We start from the raw sequence: 21,599 nt of genomic DNA on the forward strand, positions 1-21,599 counted from the left end.
TGTGTGGCGCGGCCGAGCTCGTGGCCCGCGCGGCGCCGCTCGCGCCGGCTCAGCGCCGCTCGCGCCGGCTCAGCGCCGCTCGCGCCGCCGCGCGAACGCGAGCGCGACGACGAGCCCGGCGACGGCCAGCGGCGCGGGGGCCGCCGGCGAGCCGGCGGCGCGGCAGCTGCAGCCGCCGTCGTCGCCCTCCTCGTCCGCGCCCTCGTCGGCGCCGCCGGTCCCCGCGCCGCCGGCACCGGAGGTCGCGCCCGCGGAGGTCGACGTGACGGAGCCGCTCGCGTCGCCGCCGCCTGCGCCGCCGCTGCCGCTCGTCGCGCCGCCCGCGCCGCCGGCGCCGCCCGCGCTCTCGTTCCCGCCCGTCCCCCCGCCGCCCGCGCCCCCGGCGCCGCCTTCCCCGGAGGAGGGCAGCGCGGGACGGACGTCCTCGAGGGTGTCCCCCTCCACGGCGTCATCGAGGACGATGATGGGGCGGTCCGTGAACTCGGCCGGGTTGCGCAGCAGGCCGATCTGCGTGAAGTGCGCGTTGCCGTCGGCGAGGGTCTGCGCCTGGCCCCCGGTGACGACCTGCTCGCCGTCGAACCACACGTCGACGGAGCCCTGGCTCGGGTTCGTCGACCACTTGATGTGCAGCGCGATGCGGTGCCACACGCCGGGCGTCACCGCGGAAGCCGCCTCCCAGTGCACCTTGTTCGCGGGCTTGCGGGTGGCGAAGCTGATCTTCTGTCCCACGACCTCGAACGACATCACCTGATTGTAGGTCTGGTCGGACTCCCAGTACCCGATCTGCGTCGGCGGGTCCGCCGCGAGCGCCTCGGGGAGATAGAAGCTCCAGGCGAAATACGTATCGTCGCCCTCGGCCGTGCGCCCGGCGGCGGGCTTGTGGTTCAGCTCGACGCGTTTGATGCCGTTGTTGGGCCACACGGCGTCGTTTGTGAGCTGGATCTGCCCGGCCCGCGTGCCCTGCAGGACGGGCGACGTCACCACCGAGATGCGCTCGCCGTTCAGCGCCGTTGTCCACTGGGACAGGTCGCCCGTCTCGAAGTCTCCGGTCCAGACCGGCGCCGCCGAGGCGCCCGTCGTGACGGTCACGGCCAGCGCGGCGGCGGGCAAGGCGGAAAGCAGGAAGCGCGGCCGCCGCCCGAGCAGCGCTCGGCAGCGAGCAAGAAGGGTACGATGTGCGATAAGGTGGGCTGTTGAAGTCATGGCCGGAATTCCATGACGTTTCCGTCCCGCCGTCAACCGCGAAGCTTCCGAGCTCAGCGGAGCGGACGCCGCTCGGGCCGCCGGCCCTTCACGAAGGTCGAGTGGGGGGTTGCGGAGGAGGCGCGGCCGCGGGCGCTTCAGGTGGAGAGCTCGATCCACAGCGCCCGCGTCTGCCGCGACGGCAGGTGGATCAGGCGCTCTCCGGTGTTGAGGGCGTCGCCGGGGCAGGTCCAGGGTTCGAGGCAGACGAAGTCCTTGCCTTGCAGGGTCCACACGACCCAGTGGGTGAACTCGGGCGAGCCGCGGACCGCGATGCGCGCGGCCGGGGGGGCCTCGATCGACAGCGCGCTCTCGGTCGAGCCGTGGTCGAGCAGGTGGAGATCGACCTCGGGCCGGGTCAGGTCGAGGCCGGAGAAGGGCACTTCCTGCTTCGTTGTGTTGTCGAACGCGCGCGTCGCCCGCGTCTCGACCGAGGCCCCGGGCTTGTCGGCCTGGGAGACGGCGAAGTAGGGGTGGAACCCGACCCCGAAGGGCATCGGCGGCGCGCCTTCGTCGCTCTCGTTGGTCACGCGGACATCGATCCGGAGCGCCGTGCCGCGCAGCGTGTAAGCGAGCTCGGCGCGGAAATCCCAGGGGTACTGCGCGCGCGTCGCCTCGCTGGAGCGCAGCGCGAGCCGGGCATAGGCGCCGCCGGGCGCGGCGGTCCCGTGGTCGTCGAGCGACCAGGGCAGGGTGCGGGCGAAGCCGTGCTGCCGCATCTGGCCGTGCGCGCCGGAGGACGACCAGGCGTCGCCGGCGAGCTTGCCCGGGGAAGGGAAGAGCACGGGGTTGCCGCCGCGCACGTTGGCGCTGCGATCCTCGAAGGTGGCGCGATCGAGGTAGAGCAGCTCGCGCCCGCCGAGGGTCAGCTCCGTCAGGATCCCACCGCGCGACGGCGCGAGCACGGCGCGGCTCGATGCGCCGCTGTCGGCGAGCTCCACGGTGGGGATCGCTCCTTCGATCTGCTTCACGCTGAACATGACGCCTCCGCTCTCTACCATCCCCTGCGCAGCATCACCTGCGCAGCCACTCGAGCAACCCGACGAGCAGCGCGAGCGCCGCGATCGGCAGCGCGATCCACCCGAGGACCGTCGCCCAGCCCCGGCGGAGCGAGCGGCCGCCGCGATCCTCGCACGCGAGGCAGATCGCCCAGACGCGCGCGCCGCCCTCGGTGAGCACGCAGCAGTCGCCGCACACGGGCGCGTGGCAGCGCGCGCACGGCCCCGCCGCCTCGGCGCCGCAGCGCCCGCAGCGCGCGACGGACCCGCCGCCGCCGTCGTGGAAGATCAGGCCGCCGGACATGGGGCTGCGCTACCCGGCGGCGAGCACGGGCTCATCGAGCGACCGCGAGCGCTGTGGATCGATGGCCTCGTCGACGGGCACGGACGCCTCAGCGCAGGCCGGGGAGGGGCAGGCCCGGCAGCGAGTTCCCGATCACCGTGACGAGCTGCTCCTGCGTGATCGTCCCCGCGAGGTGGAACGGTAAGTCCACGTTGAGCGTCTCCCCGCCGATCGCGACGGTGCCGTTCACCTGATACGGCACACCCCGGCCCTGCGCCGCCAGCGCGGCGATGCTTGTGAGATCCTGCCACTTCACCGAGAGCGGCGCCTCGATCCGCGTCCACTTCTTCGCGACCAGCTTGAGCGGCGTGGGCACGGTGACCGTGCCGACGTCGATCTTGCCGTCGAGCAGCACGGTCGCCTTCATCGAGCGCGTCGTGAGATCGATGCTGTTCGGGTTGTACGCCTGGATCTGGACCCGGAGATCGATGCCCTGGGCGGTGACGGCGGTCACCGCAGCGACCTCGGGCCTGAGCGTCGGCGGCTCGGGGCGCGAGCACGCGACAAGGGAGAAGGCGGCGGCGAGGAGCAGCGATCGCACGACGGAGATGTTGCGCGGATCTCCATGGAGCTCAACGGAAATCGGGCGCGCTCCCGGCCGCGCGCTGCGCTGCCCGCTGCCCGCGCGGGCGGAGGCGCGGGCGGCTCCGTTCCGCGCGCCCGCCCGCGCCTCCGCCCGCGCGGGGACCCTCCCGATCTGCTATTCCCGGCGTATGGGCATCCTCCCGCTCGCCGAGCGACTCGCCAAGAGGGCGCTGAACCGATCCGGGGTGCAGAGCCGCTGGGTCGACACGTCGGTCTGCCGGCTGCACCTCTACGATGCTCCGGGCACGGGCCCGCTCCCGACCGTGGTCCTGCTCCACGGCATCGGCTCCTCGGCGCTCCCGTACGCGCCGGTGCTCCAGCGCCTGCGGCGGCGCGCCCGCCGCGTCATCGCCGCGGAGGCGCCGGGGCACGGGTGGAGCGCGACGCCCGCGTCGGCGTTCACGCCGGAGTGCCTCACCACCGCCATGAACGAGCTGCTCGACCGCGAGCTCGACGAGCCGGCCGTCGTCGTCGGCAACTCCCTCGGCGGCGCGGTCGCGGTGAGCTACGCCCTGAGCTCCCCGGACCGCGTGCGCGCGCTGGTGCTCGCGTCGCCGGCCGGCGCCTGCATGGAGCAGAGCGAGCTCGCGCAGCTGCTCGGCACGTTCAAGCTGCGGTCGCGGGCCGACGCGCACGCGTTCTTCGCGCGCCTCTACCACCGCGTGCCGTGGTTCACGCCGCTGGTCGCCGGCGACGTCGTGCGGATGTTCTCGCGCGAGACCATCGTCTCCTTCACGAGCTCGACCCGGTGCGATCACGCGTTCACGCCCGAGCAGCTGCGGTCCCTGTCGATGCCGATCCTGCTGATCTGGGGCCGCTCGGACCGCCTCATGCCGGGCGGCAACCTCGAGTACTACCGGCGGCACCTCCCGCCGCACGCGGAGATCGAGGAGCCCGAAGGCGTCGGCCACTGCCCGCACGTCGACGAGCCGCGCCGCTTCGCCGAGCGGGTCGCCGCGTTCGCGCGGGAGGCGCTCGCGAGGCCAGCGGGCGCCGGTGGGCCGGCGCCGGCGGCTCCCGGCGCGCCGCCCGCGTCAGGCGTCCTCGGGGAGCGCGCCGTGCCGCTTGAGCAGGGTACGGGTCAGGCTGTGACGTAGCGGCATGATCCGCTTGCTGTCGCTGCGCTCGCCGAGGAGCACGGTCGCGTAGACGTAGGTGTCCGCCCCGCGCTCGACGTAACCGACCAGCCAGCCGGTGGTCGATCGCTCGTCGACCTCCAGCCCCGTCTTGCCGCGCAGCGTGTAGGCCGGCGTCTGCTCCAGCACGATGAGCCGCTTCACGATGTCCAGGCTCCTCGCCGCGCAGGGCAACGTGCCGGCGTGGAGCCGCCGCAGGAAGTCGATCTGCTCGTGCGGCGAGATGCGGAGCCCTCCGGTCAGCCAGAACCTGTCGATGCCGCCCGAGATGTCGCGGTTGCCGTAGCCGAACGCGTCGAGGTGCGCCTTCATGCGCTCGGGCCCGATCCGGCGCGCGACCTCCTGGTAGAACCAGAAGACCGAGTGCTTCATCGCCGACGCGAGATCGTGATCGCGGCTCCAGTCGGGGATGCTGCGCTTCACGCCGTCCCACCGCAGCGAGAAGCGCTCATCCGGGATGACCCCGGTCTCCAGGCCGATGAGCGTGTTCGGGATCTTGAAGGTCGAGGCGGGGACGTACCGCGCCGCCGCGCGATCCGGGTTCACGACGCGGGTGACGCCCCGCGCGGCGTCGAGGAGGACGAACGCGCCGTCCACGCCCTCCGCGCGGAGGAGCGCCGCCCCGCCCTCGTCGACCTCGGTCCTCGCCGCGGGCGCCGCGGCGGCCGCGTCCGCCTCCGGCGCGGCCGCCGGCGCGCCCTGCCCCGGCGCGGCGGGCGGCGGCGTCGCCTCGCTGCCCGGCGGCGGCGGCGGAGGTGGCGCTGGCGGTGGCGGCGCCGTGGTGCAGGCGCTCGCCGCGGCGAGGAGCGCCGGGAGAGCGCAGCCGAGGAGGGGACGCGCGGCCGCGACGGCGCGCCGCGCGAGGCAGGAGGAAGGCAGAAAGAGCATGGCGCCCCCAACGCGGCCGCGCGCCGCGCTTATTCCCGCGCCGCCGCCATCTCGGGGGCGGCGGCCATCTCGGGGGCGGCGGCCGTCGCCGGCGCGCGCTCGCCCTCCGAGAAGTCGAGATCGATCCCCACGATCTTCATCAGCCGCAGCGCGTTCGCGCTCGTCACGACGCCGGGCTTCAGCTTGTAGTCGAAGGTCATCCGATCCTCGACCACGAGCTCCTCGAAGTGCATGTTGCGCACGCGGCCCGCGGTCTCCTGCTCCAGCACGGAGATCCCCATGTCGTGGGACGACACCGCGCCGATGGCCCCCCGCTCCACGATGTGCCTCACGACCGCCCTGGCGCCGATCTGGCGCTCGCGCGCGTTCGTTCCGTGGAGGATCTCGTCGAGCAGGAACAGCACCGGCTCGCCGCCGTTCACGCCGTCGACGACGCGCTTCAGGCGGGTCAGCTCGGCGTAGAAGTGCGAGACGCCTTGCTCGAGCGAGTCCTTGATCCGCATGCTCGTCCGGACGCGGACCGGCGACAGCGACAGCGACGACGCGCAGACCGGCGCGCCCGCGAGGGCGAGCACGGCGTTCACCCCGATCGCGCGCAGCAGCGTGCTCTTGCCCGACATGTTCGAGCCCGTCACGAGCAGCGCGGCGCCCGCGCCCTCCAGCGAGACGTCGTTCGTCACCCGGCGGTCGCGCGGCAGGAGCGGGTGGCCGAGCCCCGTCGCCGTGAAGCGCGGCTCGCCGTCCTTCACCTCGGGGTAGGCGTAGTCGGGGTTCTCGTGCGCGAACGTCCCGAGGCTCGCGAGCGCCTCGACATGCCCGAGCGTCCGCATCCACGCCTTGACGTGCCGGCCCGCGCGCAGCTTCCACCGCTCCAGGGCGAGCGCGCACCACACGTCCCAGAGCAGGAAGATGTCGGCGACGAGATGGATGAGCCCGCTGTGACGCAGGTCCGAGTAGCCCACCCGCGTCTCGAGCGCGGTCATCTCGCGCGAGGCGAGCGCCCCCGAGGGGCCGGCGAGCTCGGCCTTGAGCTCGCTCAGGAGCGCCGACGAGAACGCCTGCTGCTCGATGCGCGCGAGGAGCGGCCGGTACCGCGCGAACGGCGCCTCGCGCGACGACGCCGCGGTGAGGATCGGCTCGATCGCGGGCCGCAGGAGGAGCAGCACGAGGAGCTGGGCAGCGAACGGCAGGAGCCAGGCGTGGCGGAGCAGCCCGAGCTCTTCCGCCGGGACGATCTGCGGCGCCGCGAGCAGCGCGAGCGTCAGCGGCACGAGCACCTTCGCCGCGGTCAGGAGCGCGCTCGTCGGCAGGCCGCCGGCGCGCGCCTCGGCGCCGAGCAGCGACGGGGGCGCCTCGGCCCACGCGATCAGCGGCCCGGCCTCGCGGCCGCGCGCCCCCGCCTGGAGGCCCACCACGGCGAGATCCTCCCGGAACGCGCCGAGGCCGGCGAGCTCGCGCACCGCCTCCTGCCGCGCCGCCACGCCGGCCGCGGGAGAGGGCTCCGTGAGCCAGGCCGCGAGCGTGGCCTCGCCCTCGCCGGTCTGGGCCACGTCGAGCAGCTGGAACAGCGACGCCTGCCCGAACACGTCGAGATCGCCTGCATAATCGTGGTCCGGCGCGCCGAAGCGGTCGCCCCGCTCGGGGAAATCGGCGAAATCGCCGGCGACGCGCCGCTTGCCGCGCACGTAGAGGCCGATGCGCTGCTCGAGCTCCGTCATCCGGGTGACGAGGCGCGCGTGCGCCACGAGCAGCCCGAGGAACACCGCGGTCACCGCCCCGGCGGCGTACGCGACCCACCGCGGCACGTCGCCGAAGAGCGCGTACCCCCCGGCCACGGCCGCGGCCACGAACGAGGCCCCGCGCAGCAGCGAGAACGTCCTCGACCGGCGCTCGAGCGCGCCGGCCTCGGCGCGCAGGGCGACCAGGCGATCGTCATAGGCGGACAGGACGCCCTGCGCGACGGCGTTGGGGGACGGCTGCTCGACGGCGTTGGGGGGCGGCTCCACGGGGCGCTGTCCATAGGCCACCGCCGGCCGTGCATCCAGCGGCAGGGGAGGGCCCCCGCACGAAGGCCACGAAAGCTTTGAAGCGTCCTGCCTGGCTGCTCGTACAATGGCGCCATGGACCAGAACCTGCTGGAGCGCCTCAAGGCGTACACCGTCGTCGTCGCCGACACCGGCGACATCAACTCGATCGAGAAGTTCCGCCCGCAAGACGCGACGACGAACCCGTCGCTCATCACCGCGGCCGCCCAGATGTCCGAGTACACCGACATCGTGAGCGGCGCGCTCGCCTGGGCACAGAAGGAGGCGGGCCAGGGCAAGGAGCCGGGCGACGCCGTGAGCCTCGCCTTCGACCGGCTCGCCGTCGATTTCGGCTTGCGCATCCTGAAGATCATCCCCGGCCGCGTCTCGACCGAGGTCGACGCGCGCCTCTCCTACGACACCCAGGCGACCCTCGAGAAGGGCCGGCGCATCGTGCGCCTCTACGAGGAAGCCGGCGTCTCGCGCGAGCGCGTCCTCATCAAGATCGCCTCGACGTGGGAGGGCATCCGCGCCGCGGAGGTCCTCGAGAAGGAGGGCATCCACTGCAACCTCACGCTGCTCTTCGGGCTGCACCAGGCGATCGCGTGCGCCGAGGCGGGCGTGACGCTCATCTCGCCGTTCGTCGGGCGCATCCTCGACTGGTACCTGAAGGACACGGGCCGCGCGAGCTACGCGCCCGCCGAGGACCCCGGGGTCGTCTCGGTCACGAAGATCTACAACTACTACAAGAAGCACGGCTACAAGACCGAGGTGATGGGGGCGAGCTTCCGCAACCTCGACGAGATCAAGGAGCTCGCCGGCTGCGATCTCCTGACGATCTCGCCGAAGCTGCTCGCCGAGCTCGCCTCCGGGCGCGGCGAGCTGCCGCGGAAGCTCGACCCGGACGCGGCGCGCGCCATGCACATCGAGAAGATCACGGTGGATGAGGCGACGTTCCGCGCGATGCACAGCGCGGACCGGATGGCGAACGACAAGCTCAGCGAGGGCATCGACGGCTTCGCGAAGGCGCTCGCCGCGCTCGAGGTCCTGCTCCGCGAGCGCCTGCAGAGGGGGGCTGCCTCCTAGCGCCGGCGGCGCGAGCGCGGCCCGCGGGGCGAAGCGTCGAGGAGACGCGACCCCGCGGCCCGGCTGGCCCGATGGACGGCGGCGCGGGAAGAAGGCGGAGGGCTGGCTTGCGCGCGGGCCTCCCGGTCTTCTAGGATTCGCGCAGCTGGATGGCACACGGGTCGCAACACGGGTCGCATTGGATCATTCGCACCGCGGCGGGTCCAATGCGTTCCTCCGAGGAGGCTCGGCGTGGAGCCGTCCCTTCCGTCATGGCAACGAGGAGGCGACGTTGAAGCTCACGTCACAGGATTACTGGGAGAACCATTGGAAGGGCTACGCCGGGGCCGAGGACATGGGCGGCGGCTGCGAGCTCTACGACGACATCGCTCCCTTCCTGCCGCGCGGAGAAGGTTTGTCGTTCCTCGAGATCGGGTGTGCGCCGGGCCGCATCCTCGCCGATTTCTGCGGGCGCCTCGGGTTCACGGCCCACGGCCTCGACTACGCCTGCGACCCGGCCGTCGTCGCAGACGAGCTCACGAAGCGCGGCGTCAAGGTCGGCAAGATCGAGAAGGGGGACTTCTTCTCCTGGAAGCCCGAGGAAAAGTTCGATATTGTAGCTTCCTTCGGGTTCATCGAGCACTTCGACGACGCGGGGTCGGTCGTGGATCGGCACTTCGAGATGGTGAAGCCGGGAGGCACCGTGGTGGTGGCCATGCCGAATTTTGCCGGCGGGCAGAGGGCGCTCCACTGGCTGTTCGATCGCAAGAACCTGAACGGCCACAACACCCGCATCATGAACGTGCCGTTCCTCGAGGCCGCCGCCCGGCGCAACGGCGCCGAGATCGTCCAGGCCCGTTACACGGGCGGCCACTTCGATTTCTGGCTGGACGACGAGGCGCCGCTCCTGGCGCGGCGTGTCATCTGGAAGCTCGTCCCGCCGCTCCAGGCGCTCGCGCGCCGGGTGGTCCCGGGCGAGACGAACCCCTGGTTTTCCCCCTACCTGGTCGCCATCTACAGGGCGCCCATGCGGTCCGCAGGAACGCCCGACGCTTGATCCTTCCCCGATGAGCGATCCCAGTCCGAACGTCATATCGCCGCCAGCTGTCCGGGACGCAGGCGCCGACCGCCGCTTCCGCGAGTGCGCCCAGCGCTACGGCTGGGATCCGGACGACACCTTCGTGGGGGGGTATGTCGACTGGGAGTGGCGGCACAGCCGCCACGCCTACGACGATCTCTTCACCTCGGTCCGCGGCAAGAAGGTGCTCGAGTTCGGCTGCCACCTGGGCGGGACGTCGGTCGTCCTCGCGACCCTGGGCGCGGACGTGACGGCGATCGATGTCGACCCCACGTACGTCGAGCTGACCCAGCTGAACGCCGAGCGCCACGGGGTGTCGGACAGGGTGCGCGTCCTTCACGTCCCCGACACGACCGCGCTTCCGTTCGCGAACGAGGAGTTCGAGCTCGTCTCCTGCAACAGCGTGCTCGAGTACGTCCCGCCCGGGCTCCTGCCCGCCGTCCAGCGCGAGATCGACCGGGTGGTCGCGCCGTGGGGGTTCATCGTCATCCTGGGCACGAGCAACCGCCTCTGGCCGGTCGAGCTCCACAGCCGCCGCGTCCTGATGAACTACGTGCCTCGCCCGCTGCGCCCGCTGTTCCCGGGCAGGTCGATCTACAGCGTATTCCCCTGGCAGCTCCGGCGCGGGTTCGGCGACTATGCGGATATCTCGCAGCAGGATCGAGGCCGGTTGATCGTCGACCTGAAGGCCAAGATGGGCATGTCCGGGCCGCGGCTCAGGGCCTTCTCCGCGGCGAACCGGCTGCTCGGCCCGCTCGGGATGCACGTGGGCTTCGTGGCCCCGACGATCACGATGGTGCTTCAGAAGCGTGGTGAGGGAGGAGCAGGCGATGGCTGACGGGAGGACGCGGGTATACATTACCGTGGACGTGGAGTGCGCCGAAGAGCGCATCACGGGCGACGCCAAATCTCCCGCGATGGGCTACGACCTCCGCATCTGGGGCCGCTTCGTCAACCAGCGCGAGCCGCTCGGCATCGAGCTCATCATGCGCGAGCTCGAGGCGTGCGGTCAGCGCGGGACGTTCTTCGTCGAGGCGATCGGCTCGTACAGCTTCGGGATGGACGGGCTCAAGAACGTGTGCCAGGCGCTGCACAGCCGGGGCCACGACGTGCAGCTGCACGTGCACCCCGTGCAGCGGCGCGCCGACTGGCACACCCGGGGCGAGGCCCGCGTCTCGGACGACATCGCCGACTATCCGGTCGAGGAGCAGGCGCGGCTGCTGCTCGAGGGGCGCGACCTGCTCGTGCGCGCGGGCGTCCCGGCGAGCGAGCTGCTCGGCTACCGCGCCGGCAACTTCGGCGCGAGCAACGACACCTGGCGCGCGATGAAGCAGGCGGGGCTCGTGCTGAGCAGCAACTACAACCCCTGTTACTTCAACAAGAACTGCAAGATGCAGTATCCCGGCGCGCGGCTCGGCCTCTTCGAGACGCCCGAGCCGGGGGTGTACGAGCTGCCGGTCACGAACTTCATCGAGCCGACGAAGCGCTTCAGGCACCTTCAGATCACGGCGGTGACGCTCGACGAGATCAAGCACTGTCTCCTCCGCTACCGCGCGCTCGGGGTCAAGGAGGTCACGCTGGTGACCCACTCGTTCGAGTTCTACTTCCTCGACTCGGCGGAGGCGCGCCGCGGCTACCTGAACCGGCTCAACATGGAGCGGCTCCGCGGGCTCTGCCGCTTCCTCCAGGAGAACTCGAAGGATTTCGAGGTCGACACCGTGGGCGCCCTCGCGCGCCGGCTCGCGGACGCGGCGCCCGAGGCGCCCAGCGCTGACGACAGCGCGCCTCCCTCGCTGCAGTTCCCCCACTCCAACGCCATTCACCACGCCCGCCGCGTCGTCGAGCAGGCGTACAAGCGCGTCGCGCAGCGCTTCACGTTCGGCTAGGCCGGCCTGTCCGGGGGTCTGGCCAGCCGGCGCAGGGACATCCTCGCCCCGCGCCGCCTCGGGCCGCCTCCGCAAAGCGCGGCCGGCCGGCGCATTATTGGCGCCGCCTGCTGCGTCGGCGGTCCTCCGGCGGCGCTCCGGTGCTAAGTAGCGCGCATGCGGCTCATCGGACAGATCCACGTTTCGCTCAAGGGCAGCCTCATCCAGCGCGACCCCACCCTGTGGGAGAAGCTGAAGCGCGGCCTCGGCGCCAGGGTGGACCTCGACACGGATCGCATGCGCGTCGAGCTGGAGGCCACCGCCGTGATCGACCAGGTGCGGCGGGCGCTCGTCCAGCTCGGGATCGGCAACGCCCTCTCGCTGGTCATCGACGATACCGTCATCTTCCAGGACACCGACGGGAAGCCGGACGATCTCCCCGATCTCGTGCTCGCGCTGTCCGAGCACTCCGCCGTGTTCGGGCGCGGCTTCAGCGAGCTCAAATTCGCCGCCGAGCACGAGGAGGCGGGGCTGCACCTCGTCATCGAGACGCGCGCCCGCACCGAGCACGCCGAGGACGAGCCGGCGGGGATCGTGTCCGTCGGCGGGCGCGTGCGGGATCTCGAGCCGCGCGCCGGCGAGTCCGCGGAGGACTACCGCCGCCGCGTCGAGCCCCTCGCGAAGGACCCGGCGCTGTTCGAGGCGGCGCGGATGCAGTTCGAGTCCTTCGTCGGGCGGCTCGAGGGCGCCCTGAAGACGTCGATTCCGGAGGCGCGCGTCGAGCAGCGCCACGCCGAGGCGCGCGTCGTGCACGCGCCCCAGGGCGACGGCGCGGCTGCCGGAGGGCAACCGGCGAACCCCACGCACCCCGCCTACGACCCGTTCGTGGCCTATTACCCTCCCAGCCCGCTCGGCATGATGCTGGACGTGATGCTCATCTCCTCGTTCATGCACATGATGTCGCCTCCTCACGTGCTCTTCGTGAGCCCGGCGGGCACGCCGCTCGGCACGGCGCAGGAGGCCGCCGCGGATCCTGGCCTCTTGAACAACGCCGATCGCGGCGGCGACGACCCGGGCGCCGGCGACGAGGGCGACGGGCCGGACGGCGGCGATCCGTGGGGCGACGACGGTGGCGGGCTCGATGACGGCGGTGGGCTCGACGGCGATTTCGGCGATTGAGCCGCTCGCGCCGGGCCTGCGGCCGAGCGAGCTCGTCCTGCATGGACGGCGAATGGCAGTCATGGTACTGCCCATTACGGCCGTGACCGGCGCTGGCATGGAGTACCTCTCGCGCCGGCGCGCTGAAGGTCGCGCGCGCCGAAACCTGAACTGGAGAGCGCGATGAAGAAGAGCGAGGCGGCGCTACAGAAGCAGCCGCAGGCGGCGGGCGGGGGAGATCCGGAGATCGCCCGCGAGGTCCGCACCATCATTGCAGAGCGATGTGGGATGAGCGTCGACGCCGTGACTCCCGACCTGTCTCTCGAGAACGGTGTCGGCGTGGATTCGCTGGCGCTCATCGAGGTCAACGTCGCATTGGAGGAGCGATTCCAGATCGTGGCGCCCGATTTCGCGGCGCCCGATCAGGCGCAGATCAGCACGGTCGGGGACGTGATCGCCTTTGTCGAGGCGCAGCTCGCGGCGCGGGGCGGCCGGGGAGGGGCGCCGTGATCGCGCCGCGCACGCGCGCCGAGCGCGAGGCCGCCTCCCGGACGCCCGAGGAGCAGCGGGAGCACGAGCGGCGCGAGGTCGCCGCCCATTACCAGAACGACCCGGAGATCTTCTCCATGGTCCTCGACAGCCGCCTGGCCTATGCGACGGGCATCTTCCTCGATCCCGGGGAGAGCCTCGAGGCGGCGCAGGAGCGGAAGTACGACTGGGTCCGCCGCGAGCTCGACATCCACCCCGGCGAGCGCGTCCTCGACGTGGGGTGCGGCTGGGGCTCGAACCTCATCTATCTTGCCGAGCACACCGGCGGGAGCTTCCAGGGCGTCACGCTGAGCGACAAGCAGCGGCAGGAGGCGCTCCGCCGCGCCGACCGGGTGGGCGTCGCCTCGCGGGTCCGCATCGACCTCGCCCATATCGAGGACGTCGACCTCGAGCCCGAGTCGCTCGACGCCGTCCTCTTCGTGGGCAGCATCGTGCACATGCACAACCGCGAGCGGATCCACAAGAAGATCGCCGCCGCGCTGCGCCCGGGCGGCAGGCTGCTCATCTCCGACTGCTATTTCCCGGCGCGCGCCCGCGGCGACCGGGAGAGCGCTGCCACGCAGTACATCTTCGTCCAGGCGCTCGGCTATTGCCGCCTGATCTCGCTCGCCGAGGAGCTCGGAATGATCGAGCAGGCCGGCCTCGATGTCCGGCGCGTCGAGGATCTCACGAGCTCGTACGTGCACACGGTCGCCCGATGGATCGACAACGTGCGCTCGAACCGCGCCCGGATCGACGCGCGCGCGCCCGGCTTCTCGCGGCTGCTCCAGACGTACATGACCGTGGGCCGGCTCTCGTTCGCGCGGCGCACCGCGCTCGAGTACATGATCGTGGCGACGAAGGCCGGCGGCCGCGAGCGCCTCGGCGTCGCGCCCTCTCCCGAGCCGGGGCGCGCGCCGTGAGCCGCGCGCTCGCTGCGCGGACGGTCGCTGGCCTGCTCAGGGCGCGGGCCGAGGCGACGCCGGAGCGGTTCGGCTTCTACCACAAGCAGCAGGGCGAGTTCGTCGGCTGGTCGTGGGCGGAGTACTGGCGCCGCGCGTGCGCGGCGGCCTCGGGGCTGCTCGCCGCGGGGGTTCGCCCGGGCGACCGCGTGCTCCTGCTCGTGACGGACGTCGAGGTGGCGGTGCCGTGCCTCTTCGGCGTCTGGGTGCTCGGCGCGGTGCCGATCCAGGTCGGGGTGCCTTACCGGCTCACCGACGTCGCGGCGTTCCTCGGCGAGCTCCGGCGGACGGCCGCCCGCGTCGGCGCGCGCGCGCTCGTTGTCTCGTCCGCGCTGCTCGGCTTTGCGCAGGGCGAGGGCGGCGCGGACGACCTCCTGCTGCTCGCCGCCGAGCCGCTGCTCGACGCGCCCCTCGCCGCCTCGCTGCCGGATCCGGAGCGCGCGCCCGGCCCGGCGCTCATCCAGCTCACGAGCGGCAGCACCGGGCATCCGCGCGGCGTGGTCATCCCGCACGAGCGGCTCATGCTGCACCTCGACGCGATGAGCCAGCGCCTCCCGGTGCGCGGCGACGGGGCGGGGGGCGTCTCGTGGCTGCCGCTCCACCACGACATGGGGCTGGTCGGCGGGCTGCTCTTCCCGCTCTTCAACGACTTTCCCGTGCACATGCTCTCGCCGCTCGAGTTCCGGACGCGGCCGTTCTCGTGGCTCTCGGAGATGTCGAGCATCCGGGGCGCCATCTCGCTGGGGCCGCCGAGCGCCTATTCCATCTGCATCGGGCTCGCCCGTCGCGCCGTCGAGGCGGGGCTCGACCTCGGCGCGTGGCGGTGCGCGATGGTCGGCGCCGAGCCGATCTCCCCCGCCTTGCTCCGCCGCTTCGCCGAGGCGTTCGCGCCCTGCGGCTTCCGCATCGAGGCGTTCTTCCCTGTCTACGGGCTGGCCGAGGCGACGGTCGCCGTGACCTTCCCCGAGCTGCTCGCCGCGCCGCGCGTCCTCACGGTGGATCGCGGCCTGCTCGAGCGCGAGGGCCGGGTCGAGGAGGCCGCGCCGGGACCTCTGTCGCTGGAGCTCGTCGGCCTCGGCAGGCCGATCCCGCACACCGAGCTCCGGATCGTGGACGCCGGGCAGAGCCCCGTCCCGGAGCGCGCGGTGGGGGAGATCGAGGTGCGCTCGGAGACCGTGATGGAGGGGTATTTCAACGACCCCGAGGCGACGGCCGAGGCGCTCGTGGGCGGGTGGCTGCGCACGGGCGATCTCGGGTTCGTCGATCGCGGAACGCTGTTCGTCACCGGCCGGAAGAAGGAGGTGATCATCAAGGGCGGGCACACGATGATCCCCGCCGTGATCGAGGAGATCGCGTCCCGGGTCGACGGCATCCGGGCCGGATGCGTGGTCGCGGTGGGGATTTTCCTCGAGGAGCGCCAGACCGAGGCGGTCTATGTGGTCGCCGAGACGCGCGCCGAGGTCGCCGAGCACGCCGGCCTCACCGAGCGCGTGCGCGAGGCGCTGCGGGCGAACGGCGTCACCATCGACCAGGTCGTCCTGCTCCCGCCGGGCGAGCTGCCCAAGACGACGAGCGGCAAGCTGCGACGCCGCGAGGTGGCGGAGCGGCTGCGCGCGGGGGCGTCCCGGCCGGCGTAGCCTCGCGCGCCAGCGATTCCGGAACGAGCTCCCCGTTTGCCATTCAATCGTTCTCCGAGGTCCTGTCCGTGCGTCTCAACGCCGGACAGATCTGCCGCCGCCAGGCCGATTTCGCGAGCGCAGCTGTGCTGCGCGCGATAGATCCCGGAACCGCTCTCCGGAGCACAACCGAACGGGGCCGTCCATGTTGAGTCGCCCGAGAGAACACAAGTCGACCTGTCCTGCCCCCCTTTCGCCCGAGGCGCGCGCGTGGGAGCTCGAGCAGCTCCGGGCGCTCGGCCTCGAGGACGACGACTGGAGCTCGGACGACCAGTGCCCCTTCTGTGCGGGGCGGCCTCTGACCGGGGAGAGCAAGCCAGAGCACGAGTGAGCGAGGGAGGGAGCGCGCCCTCGGCGGACGCGCGCCTCCTGCCGGGTCCAGGTCACCGGGGCGAGCGCCCGGGGACCCGTGCGCGGATCACTCCGCGATCTTCGCCTTCACCCACTTGCCCGACTCGGTGAGGTCGTTGTCCGTCCAGTTGCCCATGGGGTTGGCATTGGGCTTGAGGGCGGAGCACGCCTCCGCCTTGTCGCCCAGCGACCAGTTGGCCCAGCTGATGTTGTGCGCGTCCAGGAAGTCGAGCCAGGTCCCCGCCTGCGCGAAATCGAGCGCGCCGTTGCCGTTGGCCTCGCAGGTCCCCCACTCGGTCACGAACAGCGCCAGCCCTTTGTCGATCGCCCGCTGGGCCTTTTCGCGCAGAGCTTCCCTGTGCGTCGTGGCGTAGAAGTGCAGGGTGTACGCCACGTTCGGGTCGTTGACGGGGTTGTCGGCGGCGATGTCCACGTCCTGCGACCAGTTCGGCGAGCCGACGATGACGAGGTTGTTGGCGCCCTGGGCGCGGATGTCGCCGATCACCGTCTCGGCGTACGACTTCACGGTGCCCCAGTTGTGCGAGTTGAGCGGCTCGTTGAAGACCTCGAAGATCACGTTGGGCACGTTCTTGTAGGTCTGCGCGACCTCGCGGAAGTAGCTTCTGGCCTGCTCCAGGTGTTGCTCCGCGTTGTGATCGTGCCAGTCGAGGATCACGTAGAGGCCCTTCGCGATCGCCGCGTCGGCGATGACCTTCGCCTTCTCCTTCTCGGGTCCCGCGTTCGCGAGGTAGCCCTCCCGCCCCTCGATGCCCATCGCCGCGCGGATGACGGTCGCGTTCCAGTTGTCTGCGACCGAGTTGACGACGCTCGCGTTGTAGTAGTTGCTCCACTGGCTCCAGAACAGGCTCATGCCTTTGAGCTGGACCGGGACCCCGTGCTCACCGACGATGTTGCCGTCCTTCACCTTGAGCTGGCCGTGACGCTCGACCGGCGTTCCGTCCGTGGGCACCACCCCGGAGCCCGTGCTCGTCGTCGCCGAGGTCGCCCCGGTCCCCGTCGTGGTCGAGCTCGTGGAGGAGGCCGAGGTCCCGGTGGTCGCCGAGGTCCCGGTGGTCGCCGAGGTCGCCGAGGTCGCCGAGGTCCCCGTCGTCGCGTCACCGCCGCCGCCGCCGGCGCCGCCGGCGCCGCCCGCGCCGTCGTTCGTCGACGCGTCACCGCAGCCGACCAGCACGGCTGCTTGCAACGCAACCGCTGCAAGACCGAATGACCACTTCGACCTGCCAAGCACACCGCGAAGCGAAACGCTCTTCATCATGTCCTCCAAGGGAAGTCACCGTATGGCGCGGCATTAAAAGGGCAGCCCAGCGCCATGGCAAGCCCTCCGCGAGATAAAAGTAAATAGTAAAGACTGGGTCTGGTGATGTGATCCAGGGTACAATGCTGCCGCGTGCAACTCTCGAGGGCGGGCCGCCGTCAGCCACCAGCGAGGGCGTGAGGCGAAGCCTTCACGGGCGCCGATGTGCCCGAGCGGCGGTGTGCAAGCAATTGAAATTTTCCGCAAGATACATGCCAGTCCGCTGGACCCACGGCTCGGTCGCCGCCGCCCCTCGTCTATGGCCTGCGCGAGCTGTCATCCCCGCGTAGATCCACGCAGGCTACGGTGCTCCCCTCGGTGGTCGGGCGACCACCCTGGTCAACCGCCCATCCATGCGCAGGGCGTCAAGAGAGCCGTCACCTCGGCACGGGCACAGGCGGCGGCTCGTCGTCCGGCGTGATGCAGGCCGACAGGTCGAACAGCATGAAGAGCAGCGCCTTCTCCTGGGCCGTCAGCCCATGGATCTCCCCGTTGCGGTCCTCGCAGCCGCTCGGGAACGGCGCCCCGGCGACGTCGCTCGCCGCCACGTGGATGTCCGTGTACACGAACCGGCCGCACTGCTGTTCTTCCGGGGCGCCGATCGGCGTGTTGAACGTGAAGTACTTCACCCCCGCACGCGCGTCGAACGCCGGGTCGGCGTTGTTGTAGAGCCACCGCGTCGCGATCTCCTCGTTCACCGAGTTGACCCAGTGCTGCGGATCGTTGATCTCGATCTGTCCGGGCACGGCCGACGCCTCCACGGTGACGAGCCAGTCCCGGAGCGCCACGCCCTTCGGAAACGTGGTGTCCACCAGCACGGGGAGCCCGTTGTCGGGGTCGCTCTCCTCGTTCCATTCTGCCGTGTCCGGGAACCGCTCCGGCCCGAGCCGCAGCCAGGTGTTGTGCCAGTGCGACGCGAACACGCGACCTCCCGTGGAGGCGTAGTCGAACATCGCCCGCCGCGCCGTCGCCGGCTTGTCCGCCACGAACGCCGACCCTTCGCACGACAGGATCACCATGTCGTACCGCTGCAGGTTGTCGAGCGAGCTCCAGAACTCCCGCGCAGGGGAGAAGGCCGCGCCGCCGTTCAGCCCGTCGCGGAACCGGCTCGTCGCGCTGTCGCCCTCGATGGCGCGCCCGACGAACAGGTTCACCCGCCCGTCGCCCGTCTCGGGCGTGAACTCCGACGCATCGATACCCATCTTGTAGAGGAGGCACTCCAGCACGTCCATGCCGCCGGTCGTCAGCGCGATCCTCGGGAGATGGCCCTCCGACTTGCTGCGCGGCAGCCGGATCTCCCTGTCCACGGTCGGGTTGTCGACGCACGCCTCGACCCTCGGCAGCGTGATCTGGCGCCGCCATTTGCCGAGCTGGATGACCAGCGGGATGTCCTCGCCGACCGGCACGTCCTCCAGCACGAACCGCCCCTTCGTGTCCGTCAGCGCGGTCGCGATCGGATCTCCCGAGAGCGTCACGTTGCACTGATCGCAGCTCGCCCCGTCGGCGATCGGATCGAGCTCCCTGTTCGGGACATAAACGATCACGTTGTACAGCGGGACATTGCCCGCGGGCTCGTACACGGTGCCACTCACGGTGGTCTTGCCGCCGGCCGGACAGGCGACCTGCTGGCATTCGAGCCCCTCGCACCCGCCGCTCCCGACGCCGGAGCCGCCGCTCCCCGCCAGGAATGGGGCCCCCCCGAAGCCGCCCCCTGCGCCCTGGCCGCCGCTGCCGCCGCTGCCGCCGCTGCCGCCGCTGCCGCCGCCGGACGTGCTCGCGCTCGTCCCGCCGGGATCGCCGCATGAGCACCCGGCAATCGCGGCCGGCGCCATCGCCGCCGCGGCCAGGAGCCATCCGGCGCTGCTATGCAATTTCACCATTCGACACCTCCGGGCGCGGAGGCGCGAGGGTGCCCCGCTCTGCCCATTCCGAGAGTAATCGAGACGAGGGGAGCCGGGAAGGGACAACCCTGCAAGGAGGCGAGCGCAGACACGTTTTGCTGTCTCGCCTCGAGATCGTCTTTCCTCACGTCGCCGCGAGAGCGCGGCGCCGAGCCGTCCGGCGCCTCGACCGCCGCTCGGCCGCTGCGACCCGAGCGGATCGTGAGGAGAGGGGCGACAGCGGCCCCCGCCGCCGTCCCGTGGACCACAGCGCCACGCGGCGGCGGCGCGACGACCCGATGACCGCGCCCCGTCCTCGCTGCCGGCGCGGCGGACTGCGCCGGGGCCGGCGTCCATCCGGCCGTGTTCCGCCATGGCGAGGTGCACCCCGGCAGAGTAGGATGCGGCGCTTTGCAATCGGTCCTTCCTGCTCCTTCTCTCGCTCGCCCCCGCCTGCTCGAGATCACCTGGCCCATCTTCAGCGAGCACCTGCTGCACATGCTCGTCGGGGTGTTCGGCGTGTGGCTGGTCAGCCGCCTCTCGGATGAAGCCGCCGCGGCGTACGGGCTGTCCAACCAGATCATGTTGACCTTCATGATCACCTTTCGCTTCGTCAGCGTCGGCGCGAGCGTGGTGGTCACTCAGTACCTCGGCGCGCGCGACCGCGCCGGCGCCGAGCAGGTCGCGCGGGCGTCGCTCGCCGCCAACCTGTGGCTCGGGGTCTTCAGCTGCGCCGTCATCGCGATCGGCGCGCGGCCCCTGCTCGAGCTGATGCGCCTGCCGCCCTCCCTGTTCCCGATCGCGCAGCCGTATCTGATCGCGGTCGGCGTGATGCTGGCGTTCGACGCGGTGAACTTCTCGCTCGGCGCGGTGCTGCGCGCGCACACGTACACCCGCGACACGCTGCGCCTCATCATCGTCATGTACGTCATCCAGCTCTCGCTCAGCCTGCCGCTCATGTTCGGTGTCGCCGGGTGGCCTGGGTTCGGCATGAACGGGCTCGCGCTCGCCGCGGTGATCGCGCGCGCGTGCTCCTTCTGGATGCACCGACAGCTGTGGATCGCGCGCCTCCGGATCCGCCCGACCTTCGAGGACTTCTGGCGCATCCGCCCCGATCGCCTCCGCGAGATGCTGCACATCGGCCTGCCGGGGGCGGGCGAGAACGTGGTCTATCGCATCAGCTTCATGATCATCCTCGCCATGGTCGCCAACATGGGGCAGACGGCGCTCACCACGCATACGTACACGATGCAGATCGTGCACTTCCTGCTCCTGTTCGGCCTGGCGCTCGGCTTCGGGACCGAGATCGTGGTCGGGCACCACATCGGCGCCGGCGAGCTGATCGGCGCCGATCGCCAGGTGCGCGGCGGCCTGTTGGTCGGGTTCTGCGTGTGCGTGGCCCTGGTGCTCGCGATCGCGCTGATCGGCCCCCACCTGCTCGGCCTGTTCACGAGCGATCCGGAGGTGATCGCCACCGGCTCCAAGCTGCTCTGGCTCACCCTCCTTGTCGAGCCGGGCCGCACGATCAACCTGGTCGTCATCAACGGCCTCCGCGCCGCCGGCGACGCGCGCTTCCCGGTCGCGTTCGGCGTCTTCTCGATGTTCGCCGTGGCCGTCGGGCTGTCCTGGCTGCTCGGCGTCTACCTCGGCTGGGGGCTCGTCGGCGTCTGGGTGGCCTACGGCGCCGACGAGTGGATCCGCGGACTCGCCATGTCCGCGCGCTGGCACTTCCGCGGCTGGGTGCCCCACGCGCGGCGCACCCGCCGTCGCGTGCGGCTCCACAGCCGCCCGGGGTGATAGCCGGTCGAGCGACGCCAAGCCCGTCTCCGCTTCGAAGTGGCATGTCCATTGCTCCACCTCGTCATCGAAGGAGAGCCCCGGGCGCGCGGGCGCTCCCGCCCCGCGCCTGGTCGCACGGTATCGGGAGCGTGTTCAGATAGGACCACTACCCACCTTCTCGGTCACCGCCATGCAGAGCGCGGCCACGCCGCGCCTCGGCACGGTGACGAGCTTGTCGCGGAACGCGGCGCGCTGGTCGGTGTAGAGCTTCGAGACCTTGTGCGAGAGGATCGTCGAGCTCCAGACCGCGACAACGTCGGCCCAGCGGAGATCGGCGTCGGCCTTCGTCGCGTTGCGGTGGCCCTCGCCGTCCACGATGCGGATGTCGACCTCGCCCGCGAGCAGCTGCCGCAGGTCCTCGGCCGTGCCCGGCCCCCCGCCGACCACGAGCAGCCTCCGGAGCCCCCGCGCATGGAACGCCCCGATCATCGTGAGCGCCGCCCGCTTGTTCGCGGAGCTGCCACACAGGTCGCAAACTGCGTTGGCGCCGACCTCGACCACGCGGACCCCCGCCTTCGCGGGGAGCTTCGCGCACTCGGCGCAGCGGCGCTCGACCGGCTCCGGCGCCGGCGCCGGCGGCGGCGGCCGGGCGAGCGCCTGCTGCGCCCGCTCCACCATCTCCGGGGGGAGGAAGTCCGCCGGATGCCGGATGTCGGCCGCAGGCGC

At 71.6% G+C, this 21,599-nt stretch carries 20 protein-coding genes; 11 read left to right on the forward strand and 9 right to left on the reverse strand.

Going from position 1 to position 21,599, the window contains the following annotated elements:
* Positions 1 to 69: 69 nt before the first annotated feature.
* The 4 genes from WMF17_RS07945 to WMF17_RS07960 all read right to left on the reverse strand — a co-directional run bounded on the left by WMF17_RS07945 (position 70) and on the right by WMF17_RS07960 (position 3,124).
* The gene (locus tag WMF17_RS07945) at positions 70 to 1,110 is read right to left on the reverse strand and encodes a polysaccharide lyase (RefSeq protein ID WP_437601358.1); all 1,041 of its coding nucleotides are present in this window, start codon (positions 1,108 to 1,110) and stop codon (positions 70 to 72) included.
* Between the two features lie 230 nt (positions 1,111 to 1,340).
* Positions 1,341 to 2,222, reverse strand: coding sequence for a galactose mutarotase (locus WMF17_RS07950; RefSeq protein ID WP_437648828.1), 882 nt, complete (start codon positions 2,220 to 2,222; stop codon positions 1,341 to 1,343).
* A gap of 34 nt (positions 2,223 to 2,256) precedes the next feature.
* Entirely contained in the window at positions 2,257 to 2,544 is a 288-nt protein-coding gene (locus tag WMF17_RS07955; RefSeq protein ID WP_437487923.1) for a hypothetical protein, read from the reverse strand.
* An 88-nt stretch (positions 2,545 to 2,632) separates the two neighbouring features.
* Positions 2,633 to 3,124: an LEA type 2 family protein gene (locus WMF17_RS07960; RefSeq protein WP_437648829.1), complete on the reverse strand. Its 492-nt coding sequence runs from the start codon at positions 3,122 to 3,124 to the stop codon at positions 2,633 to 2,635.
* A gap of 172 nt (positions 3,125 to 3,296) precedes the next feature.
* On the opposite strand from WMF17_RS07960, the gene WMF17_RS07965 reads away from it, so the two are divergent.
* Positions 3,297 to 4,265, forward strand: coding sequence for an alpha/beta fold hydrolase (locus WMF17_RS07965; protein ID WP_437601362.1), 969 nt, complete (start codon positions 3,297 to 3,299; stop codon positions 4,263 to 4,265).
* Here WMF17_RS07965 and WMF17_RS07970 read toward each other — a convergent pair.
* Both WMF17_RS07970 and WMF17_RS07975 read right to left on the reverse strand, forming a co-directional pair.
* Positions 4,203 to 5,192, reverse strand: a complete 990-nt coding sequence (locus WMF17_RS07970) for a penicillin-binding transpeptidase domain-containing protein (RefSeq protein ID WP_437648830.1) — start codon at positions 5,190 to 5,192, stop codon at positions 4,203 to 4,205. The genes WMF17_RS07965 and WMF17_RS07970 overlap by 63 nt on opposite strands.
* 29 nt (positions 5,193 to 5,221) lie before the next feature.
* Positions 5,222 to 7,198 carry a MutS-related protein gene (locus WMF17_RS07975; protein ID WP_437648831.1) on the reverse strand — a complete coding sequence of 659 codons (1,977 nt, stop codon included), beginning with the start codon at positions 7,196 to 7,198 and terminating at the stop codon, positions 5,222 to 5,224.
* A gap of 114 nt (positions 7,199 to 7,312) precedes the next feature.
* Here WMF17_RS07975 and WMF17_RS07980 point away from each other — a divergent pair, with 114 nt between their 5' ends.
* The 9 genes from WMF17_RS07980 to WMF17_RS08020 all read left to right on the forward strand — a co-directional run bounded on the left by WMF17_RS07980 (position 7,313) and on the right by WMF17_RS08020 (position 15,879).
* Positions 7,313 to 8,302, forward strand: a complete 990-nt coding sequence (locus WMF17_RS07980; RefSeq protein WP_437648832.1) for a transaldolase — start codon at positions 7,313 to 7,315, stop codon at positions 8,300 to 8,302.
* Between the two features lie 271 nt (positions 8,303 to 8,573).
* Positions 8,574 to 9,338 (forward strand): class I SAM-dependent methyltransferase, encoded by a 765-nt coding sequence (locus WMF17_RS07985; protein ID WP_437648833.1) that lies wholly within the window; start codon positions 8,574 to 8,576, stop codon positions 9,336 to 9,338.
* A gap of 10 nt (positions 9,339 to 9,348) precedes the next feature.
* Complete coding sequence (locus WMF17_RS07990; protein ID WP_437648834.1) at positions 9,349 to 10,197, forward strand: class I SAM-dependent methyltransferase; 849 nt, start codon at positions 9,349 to 9,351, stop codon at positions 10,195 to 10,197.
* On the forward strand, positions 10,190 to 11,245 hold the full coding sequence (locus WMF17_RS07995) for a polysaccharide deacetylase family protein (RefSeq protein ID WP_437648835.1): 1,056 nt from the start codon (positions 10,190 to 10,192) through the stop codon (positions 11,243 to 11,245). Before WMF17_RS07990 ends, WMF17_RS07995 begins: the two co-directional genes overlap by 8 nt.
* 156 nt (positions 11,246 to 11,401) lie before the next feature.
* Positions 11,402 to 12,403 carry a hypothetical protein gene (locus tag WMF17_RS08000; protein ID WP_437601370.1) on the forward strand — a complete coding sequence of 334 codons (1,002 nt, stop codon included), beginning with the start codon at positions 11,402 to 11,404 and terminating at the stop codon, positions 12,401 to 12,403.
* Between the two features lie 162 nt (positions 12,404 to 12,565).
* Positions 12,566 to 12,892, forward strand: coding sequence for an acyl carrier protein (locus WMF17_RS08005; protein WP_437601371.1), 327 nt, complete (start codon positions 12,566 to 12,568; stop codon positions 12,890 to 12,892).
* Positions 12,889 to 13,833, forward strand: coding sequence for an SAM-dependent methyltransferase (locus WMF17_RS08010; RefSeq protein WP_437648836.1), 945 nt, complete (start codon positions 12,889 to 12,891; stop codon positions 13,831 to 13,833). Before WMF17_RS08005 ends, WMF17_RS08010 begins: the two co-directional genes overlap by 4 nt.
* A complete protein-coding gene (locus tag WMF17_RS08015) occupies positions 13,830 to 15,509 on the forward strand; it encodes an AMP-binding protein (protein WP_437648837.1) in 1,680 nt (559 codons plus the stop codon). The genes WMF17_RS08010 and WMF17_RS08015 overlap by 4 nt, the downstream gene beginning before the upstream one ends.
* 184 nt (positions 15,510 to 15,693) lie before the next feature.
* On the forward strand, positions 15,694 to 15,879 hold the full coding sequence (locus WMF17_RS08020; protein WP_437601374.1) for a hypothetical protein: 186 nt from the start codon (positions 15,694 to 15,696) through the stop codon (positions 15,877 to 15,879).
* Between the two features lie 87 nt (positions 15,880 to 15,966).
* On the opposite strand, the gene WMF17_RS08025 is transcribed toward WMF17_RS08020, so the two are convergent.
* Positions 15,967 to 17,103, reverse strand: coding sequence for a glycoside hydrolase family 5 protein (locus WMF17_RS08025; protein ID WP_437648838.1), 1,137 nt, complete (start codon positions 17,101 to 17,103; stop codon positions 15,967 to 15,969).
* A gap of 488 nt (positions 17,104 to 17,591) precedes the next feature.
* Complete coding sequence (locus tag WMF17_RS08030) at positions 17,592 to 19,094, reverse strand: carboxypeptidase regulatory-like domain-containing protein (protein ID WP_437601376.1); 1,503 nt, start codon at positions 19,092 to 19,094, stop codon at positions 17,592 to 17,594.
* Between the two features lie 411 nt (positions 19,095 to 19,505).
* On the opposite strand from WMF17_RS08030, the gene WMF17_RS08035 reads away from it, so the two are divergent.
* The gene (locus WMF17_RS08035) at positions 19,506 to 20,891 is read left to right on the forward strand and encodes an MATE family efflux transporter (RefSeq protein ID WP_437601377.1); all 1,386 of its coding nucleotides are present in this window, start codon (positions 19,506 to 19,508) and stop codon (positions 20,889 to 20,891) included.
* Positions 20,892 to 21,026: 135 nt separating this feature from the next.
* On the opposite strand, the gene WMF17_RS08040 is transcribed toward WMF17_RS08035, so the two are convergent.
* Positions 21,027 to 21,551 (reverse strand): hypothetical protein, encoded by a 525-nt coding sequence (locus WMF17_RS08040; RefSeq protein ID WP_437648839.1) that lies wholly within the window; start codon positions 21,549 to 21,551, stop codon positions 21,027 to 21,029.
* Between the last annotated feature and the right edge of the window lie 48 nt (positions 21,552 to 21,599).

The sequence above is a fragment of the Sorangium sp. So ce362 genome (assembly GCF_051519845.1).
In the GTDB taxonomy this organism is placed as follows: Bacteria; Myxococcota_A; Polyangia; order Polyangiales; family Polyangiaceae; genus Sorangium.

What these genes read in the sequence shown, in the direction of transcription:
- WMF17_RS07970 (WP_437648830.1), bottom strand. Translation starts at nt 5,192, where the DNA reads ATGCTCTTTCTGCCTTCCTCCTGCCTCGCGCGGCGCGCCGTCGCGGCC.
- WMF17_RS07990 (WP_437648834.1), top strand. Translation starts at nt 9,349, where the DNA reads ATGAGCGATCCCAGTCCGAACGTCATATCGCCGCCAGCTGTCCGGGAC.
- WMF17_RS07980 (WP_437648832.1), top strand. Translation starts at nt 7,313, where the DNA reads ATGGACCAGAACCTGCTGGAGCGCCTCAAGGCGTACACCGTCGTCGTC.
- WMF17_RS07950 (WP_437648828.1), bottom strand. Translation starts at nt 2,222, where the DNA reads ATGTTCAGCGTGAAGCAGATCGAAGGAGCGATCCCCACCGTGGAGCTC.
- WMF17_RS08020 (WP_437601374.1), top strand. Translation starts at nt 15,694, where the DNA reads ATGTTGAGTCGCCCGAGAGAACACAAGTCGACCTGTCCTGCCCCCCTT.
- WMF17_RS07995 (WP_437648835.1), top strand. Translation starts at nt 10,190, where the DNA reads ATGGCTGACGGGAGGACGCGGGTATACATTACCGTGGACGTGGAGTGC.
- WMF17_RS08000 (WP_437601370.1), top strand. Translation starts at nt 11,402, where the DNA reads ATGCGGCTCATCGGACAGATCCACGTTTCGCTCAAGGGCAGCCTCATC.
- WMF17_RS07965 (WP_437601362.1), top strand. Translation starts at nt 3,297, where the DNA reads ATGGGCATCCTCCCGCTCGCCGAGCGACTCGCCAAGAGGGCGCTGAAC.
- WMF17_RS07955 (WP_437487923.1), bottom strand. Translation starts at nt 2,544, where the DNA reads ATGTCCGGCGGCCTGATCTTCCACGACGGCGGCGGCGGGTCCGTCGCG.
- WMF17_RS08040 (WP_437648839.1), bottom strand. Translation starts at nt 21,551, where the DNA reads ATGGTGGAGCGGGCGCAGCAGGCGCTCGCCCGGCCGCCGCCGCCGGCG.
- WMF17_RS08005 (WP_437601371.1), top strand. Translation starts at nt 12,566, where the DNA reads ATGAAGAAGAGCGAGGCGGCGCTACAGAAGCAGCCGCAGGCGGCGGGC.
- WMF17_RS08030 (WP_437601376.1), bottom strand. Translation starts at nt 19,094, where the DNA reads ATGGTGAAATTGCATAGCAGCGCCGGATGGCTCCTGGCCGCGGCGGCG.